Raw genomic sequence first — 5,864 nt, 5'->3', positions numbered from 1 at the left:
TTTTAGCAAACTCTCCTAGCTCTCTATAACCTGAGTATCCTAGCATTGTTCCCAGTATTATTACTACTAATACTATCCATAAAGGGTGTCTTTTTCCTTGATCTTTCCGAAAGTCCTTGACTTGTTTTAGTTTTTCTATTAAGCTCAACATATATTTGAAAGGTTGGCGGTCACTCCTCATTTTACCTGATAGTGATCGCTTTTACTTTTGATATTCTGATGGGAGAATGAAACAGCCCTACTTGATAAGGGGGGTGCCGATAGGCGGGGGGATCCCCCCTTGATAAGGGGGGCATCTGACAACTTTTAACGCCTACCTACTTAATTAAAGAATTGAATAATAATGGTAGCGAAGTAATAGATATAATTAAAATTTATTCCCCAAACACCATTAAGCAAAAAGTTATGGGAAATCCGACATCGGGCAATTTCGGCTGGATTGCAACTGCTCAATGAAGACGAAATAGAACAAGAACTTGCTGCACGTCGAGGAGGATGCAGTGAGTCATGAAATTGCTGGCACTTACGGTTTAGCGGCGATGGATGCACTTCATGTTGCTGCTGCGCTGCAAATTCAAGCTGATGAACTAATCACCACCGAAAAGCCAACCAAACCAATGCACCGAGTCAGGGAAATTCAGATTGTTTCAATAGACATCTCTTTTGCATGAGTAGAAAACGGGTTTCTCCGAGAAACCCGTTTTCTGTGCGTTACTCAGTCTCAACTTAGTTGGGGTTTAACAACCTTTCTAGATTTTGTTCACAGTTCTCTTTATGGGAGAGCATATTTAATTTTTCAGAAAGATTTAAGGCTTGTTGCCAGTGATTAATAGCTGATTTAAGATCATGGGTTTTTTCTTCAAATTCTGCCAAAACAATTAAAGTCTCTAGTTCTATATATCTTTCTCCAATATCGAGGGCAATATCTAAAGCTTGATTAAGATATTGATAGGCTAGATCATCCTTTCGAGTGATACTATAAATTTCTCCTAATCCAGCGCAAGCATGGGCAACACTTGCTACATCTGAAATAGCTAAAGCTTTTTTCTTTTGTTGCTTAAAGTATTTTTCAGACTCCTGAAAATTTGCTTGTTGCCCATAAATTGAGGCTAAATTTCCCAAGGATAAAATAATTCCTGCTTCATCGGTTATTTGCTCAGATAAGTTAAGACTTCTTTGAGTGTAATCGATAGCTGGATTTAAATCATTGATTCGCCGGTATGCTTCTCCTAAATTTCGTAAAGCCATTGCTTGATAAATAAGATTTTTAATTTTTTCTGCCCATTTTAAGTATTTTTCTAAACAAGCAATAGTCTGGTCAATTTTTCCCTGATAACCATAACAATTACCCAGATTTAAATAAGCAACATTAATAATCTCAAATTTTTCGTCACAATCGGGAACAATCTCGGCTAGATTTAAAACTTCATTCAGTCCTATTTCAGCGCTTAAATATTCCCCTTTTATTCCATCAATTGTTGCTATATTTTGTTTTCCTCTTGCTTTCCAAAGAGGATTATTTAATTGCTCGGCTAAGGATAAGAGTTTCTCCGCATAATTTTTTGCTTGGTCTAATTGTCCTAATTCTCGATACATATAACCGAGTTCACTTAAACAGAGAAAATCGGTTTCATTGTCAAGATTTCCTAATAATTCTTTACACAGTTTTATGCCCTCTTCATAGCGTCCCCAGATGCGTAATTGTTTGTGCAAAGGGAAAGAAGTTGGATCATGAATTTCTAAGGGTAAAGAAAATAAAGATTTAGCTTCTTTATACCAACCTAATCGACATAGACAGAGAAATGCTTCCACATAACGACTTGCCCGTTCTTGAATAGAGAGCTGCTGTCCCATTTTATCCTTAATATGGCGTTCATAACCAATTAAATGCCAGATGAATGCGCCAAAATGTGCTTTTTCAAAATGACTTCCTGTCGCTCCTAAAATTTCCCCTTTTTGTTTAACTTGAGCGAGTTCTCCAAAAACAGTAAAATCGATACTTGTGAGACGTTCTTTGACTCTTAATTGAGGAGATTGAAAATCATTCATGATTTGGTTTTCCTTCTTTTCTTTGGGTAGATACTAGATGCTTGAAAGCAACATTGCGAATTAAACTGTGCTGTTTGATATGTGGTTCATATCCCAGTTGTTTTTGAGTTTCTACTAAATAACGGTTAAACAAGGTAAAAAGAGCTAGGTCTAAATCTTGTTCCTCGTATTCTGAGAATAATTGAAGATTTTCAAACCACGCATTTTTAAATTCAAAAGATGAATAAGTAGAACCATAGATAAGCAATAAATAAGCAGTTTTAAAAGTTTTTTCAAGTCGCTCTATTGTTCTTTCGATTTCCTCCTCTAACAGTTGTTTTCGTAATTGTTTGGTCATTAAGTTGACTTTGTAATAATCATCAGGATTGGCTTTTTGAGCTTCATCAATCATTTCTCTTAATCGTCGAAATCGGGATTTATTCTCCTCATAATAAGTGCTGATATTTCCATTCAGTCTATCAATAATATCACCGGAAATTAAGCGGATAGCGAGAGGATGTCCTTCATAAAGTTTTCCGATCTCTTTAAGGTAAGCAAGGTTACGTCCATGAAGAATTAATTCGACTTCTGCTTGTTGAAATAAGCGCTCAAATAACTGTAAACTTTCCTGATCCTCTAATCCCATTAATGGCTGAATATGCCAATATTGAGCTTGACTAAAAGTTTCAAAATCTTCAGGCTTATCCTGCGAAGTTATCACAATTCGAGTCTGACAATCTTCGGCTTCTAATATCCTTTGAAAAAAGACTCGCCAGAGGGGGTCTTTAAAGCGATTACTGCCATCTTGTTGTTCTCCTTGTAAAAGATTTTCCATTGAATCAAACCAAATCAATCGACGATTATTGCTCAGATGATTAACCAGTTGAGTTAATAATTGTTCTGGGTTTTTTGCTTGTTTTGCCGTAACAGGTTCATCGCCACGATTGAGTAAATCAATAGCTGTGCTGATAAAGTTTTGTGCTTCTGATTGCGACTGTTGATCCTCCCGTTGATTAAACCCATCAAAATCAATAGGCGGTTCAGGAGGAAACCCTTCTTGACACAAAGCTAAGGCCAATTTGTAGGCGAGGGCAGTTTTCCCAATACCTGTTATTCCCGTAATTACGACCATGCGACAATCGCCTCTTAGTTTTTCCAGTAAATCACTTTGAAGAGACTCTCGCCCCACCCAGATAGGCTCGATATCTTGAGTCAGTTTTTGCAAAAGATTATCTAGATCTGCGACTTTTGAAGGGTCGATGTTCAAAGCTCGACAAAAGGCAAAAAAACCTTCCGATTGAATGTTTTTACCCCTCAAAAAATGATCTAAAGTCTCCGGTGAGCAGTTGTCGGCGTAATAAGAGTAATAAGTGTGGGCTGGGTCATTTGAAATTTCTTCCCAATTCCAATCGGGTTTGGAAAATTGACTAGCCTCGGTGCATAAGTATTTTCTAGTCCAGCCTTCTTTTTGTTTTTGCGCCCATCGGGTTTTGACTTGCTCAAGTCCCGCTACGGAGAGTTTTAACTTCATTGCTCTCTATTCAATCTACATAAGTTTATTTCTCTATTGTTGATCAATTATCCCCAGAAATTCTCATTTTTTGAAAAAATTTTCTCTAATCTGACTAAGTACATATCAGCTATTTGCTCAATTATAGGTATAGAAAGCCATTCAAGCTTTCTAATTCTTTCTAATTCCAGCTTCTTTTGCTTTTTGCGCCCAAAAATCATCGTTTTGCTTGCTTATCCGTAGAAATCTAAGGATTTCTATCGCTTTACTCCCAATGAAGAGAGCCTCATTGCTCGTTGTCCTCTTCTTAAGGGTAGCAAAATGGCTATTTCTCAAATAATCAACCAAACCAATGGTAAACAGTTTATCTCATTATCATCTACATCGGTGCGGCTACTGTCGTCGGATGGAGTTGATGTCAATCACTTATTTAGCGGTCAAATACCAGAGCGTCACTATGAGCAACTTTCTTGTTGGCTTGATTTAAAACCAAACGAGGAAAAGGATTTAACGGCACAAACATTTACAACGCTAAAGACCACAAATTACACCCAAAAAGATCCCCTATTCACTTTAAGGACTGTCCGAAGAATGTTACAGGATAACGGTCTTCTCTTTGTCTATGATATATCCCAAACCCCTGATATTGAGCAATATGTGAAGATTCTGTTTTCTTGTGCTGGATTTATTGTGTTAAATAACATTGGCAACTGCTGGATTCTTTGCAAAAGAGCCTTACTTTCTTTTGATGTGCCAAAGGTCAAAGGTTATCTGGTCAAGGAAGCGGAAACACCGGCAGAAATTGAATCCTATTTCTTATTTCTCAAGAATCGCTATCCTGAGTCACAAAATTATTGCAAAGAAATCGACGATTTATTTACTCACCAATCGGTTATTTTTCTAGCCTATCCTGAACAGAATCCCTCTCAGGTAATCGGTGTTGCACGTTATACCTATTCTCTGCCTGAATATGGCTACTATTTGCCTTGTCAACTGGCAACATTTTGTGAAGGAAAACACACAGGAAAGCATTTGATGTTACCCAAAAATGTAACAAGCATCGGAGAAAGTCTCTCTCTGTATGATGAAAAGGGAACTGGCAAAAAAGGAACAAGTTATCTTGTTTATCAGCAATTGATTCGAGCTATCTTGACTTACAAACATGATATTGCTCACACTGAAATTTCCTACACGACTTATCCAAAAGGGGACGAAACAATTGAAGCACTCTATAAAGAACGTTTTGGATTTAAGCACACTCTACACGATAATGAAAAAGTTTGCTTAAAATATGGAACATTTGCCGGTCAATGGTATCTCATTGAACTGGAGCAGTGGATGATTAAGCATCAGTACCACAACGCTGACCAGATTTTTCATAAACACAAGGAAGCGTTTGCGCTGTGAAGTCTAGCTCAGTAGATTTCCGATAAATATTATATTTTGGGAACTTAAGGTAAATTATCCTGAAAATTGGCTATATCCTTAAGTGTCCCGAAGTTGATCTACAGTCTTAGCGATGCAATGCCTTATCCCACAAAGACTTACAGCTTTTCAAAAAAAATTTGCATCGGGGAAAGTCCCAAGTTTATACCATAGAAAGTATAGTGCTCTTCTGGGACTTTCGGAAATCCCTGACCGAATCTAGGTTCTGAAACCCTTGCTTGACAAGGGAACGCTAACTTTTTTTCTAATAAAAACTCAAATTTCGGGTTTCTGTTAGTTAGCACTCGCTTGAAGGCTGACTCCATAAGAGAGCCAGAGTTGAGAAACTGTAAGATTTTTGCCAGAGTTCCAGAAGAGCGATAGTTAAGGAGTAAAGAACAATGGTTTCAATTGCACAAAATGCCTCAATTGGGTGGACATATTACACTACTGGCCCTGTTGCCACACGTGACTTTTATACTTTCACCGTTTCACCGGGATTTGGTAACGTCCAGATTACCATGAATGATCGAGGAGTTGGGTCTTATAATCCTGATTTTGAAATTTCAAGAAACGGATCTGTTTTACGAAATACAAATTTCGTTTATGGAAATTCACAAACACTTTATTTTAATGATCTTCAAGCGGGAGACTACACTATTGCTGTATATTTGCAACCCAGTAGTGCCCCACCAACTCTACGAGATTGGCAACTAGGCAGCTACCGTTATCAATGGCGCTATGATGTTGATGTATATGCTTCAAGATCGTATTCTCCTGTCGATAACGCAGGGAATACTCCCAGCGCTGCCAGAGCGATTACGGTTGGTTCTAGTTCTACCAGTTACACCGATTGGGTAGGAAGCACCGATACCAACGATTACTATCGTTTTTCCCTCGC

The 5,864-nt window shown here is 37.9% G+C and carries 5 protein-coding genes and 1 pseudogene; 3 read left to right on the top strand and 3 right to left on the bottom strand.

Translation table 11 applies throughout. The features are described 5' to 3' along the window. A partial coding sequence (locus IQ242_RS14865) for a transposase family protein (RefSeq protein WP_193960491.1) occupies positions 1 to 151 on the bottom strand: 151 nt, incomplete at its 3' end. 325 nt (positions 152 to 476) lie between these two features. Between IQ242_RS14865 and IQ242_RS14860 the strand changes: the two genes are divergently transcribed. Then, positions 477 to 671, top strand: a complete 195-nt coding sequence (locus IQ242_RS14860) for a hypothetical protein (protein ID WP_052276200.1) — start codon at positions 477 to 479, stop codon at positions 669 to 671. Positions 672 to 726: 55 nt separating this feature from the next. Here the strand turns inward: IQ242_RS14860 and IQ242_RS14855 are convergent, their stop codons facing one another. Then, positions 727 to 2,049: a lipopolysaccharide assembly protein LapB gene (locus IQ242_RS14855; protein WP_193960490.1), complete on the bottom strand. Its 1,323-nt coding sequence runs from the start codon at positions 2,047 to 2,049 to the stop codon at positions 727 to 729. Further along, positions 2,042 to 3,559, bottom strand: coding sequence for an ATP-binding protein (locus IQ242_RS14850; protein ID WP_193960489.1), 1,518 nt, complete (start codon positions 3,557 to 3,559; stop codon positions 2,042 to 2,044). Before IQ242_RS14850 ends, IQ242_RS14855 begins: the two co-directional genes overlap by 8 nt. Positions 3,560 to 3,859: 300 nt before the next feature. Between IQ242_RS14850 and IQ242_RS14840 the strand changes: the two genes are divergently transcribed. After that, entirely contained in the window at positions 3,860 to 4,945 is a 1,086-nt protein-coding gene (locus tag IQ242_RS14840) for a hypothetical protein (protein ID WP_193960487.1), read from the top strand. A 419-nt stretch (positions 4,946 to 5,364) separates the two neighbouring features. After that, positions 5,365 to 5,864: pseudogene (locus tag IQ242_RS14835) on the top strand (hypothetical protein); the annotation flags it as partial.

Source organism: Microcystis sp. LEGE 08355 (genome assembly GCF_015207185.1).
Lineage (GTDB): Bacteria > Cyanobacteriota > Cyanobacteriia > Cyanobacteriales > Microcystaceae > Microcystis > Microcystis panniformis.
The sequence above is the reverse complement of the archived record's forward strand: the minus strand, read 5'-3'. Positions and strand labels throughout refer to the sequence as shown.

Coding starts and splice junctions, on each gene's coding strand:
- IQ242_RS14840 (WP_193960487.1), top strand. CDS start 3,860: ATGGCTATTTCTCAAATAATCAACCAAACCAATGGTAAACAGTTTATC.
- IQ242_RS14855 (WP_193960490.1), bottom strand. CDS start 2,049: ATGAATGATTTTCAATCTCCTCAATTAAGAGTCAAAGAACGTCTCACA.
- IQ242_RS14850 (WP_193960489.1), bottom strand. CDS start 3,559: ATGAAGTTAAAACTCTCCGTAGCGGGACTTGAGCAAGTCAAAACCCGA.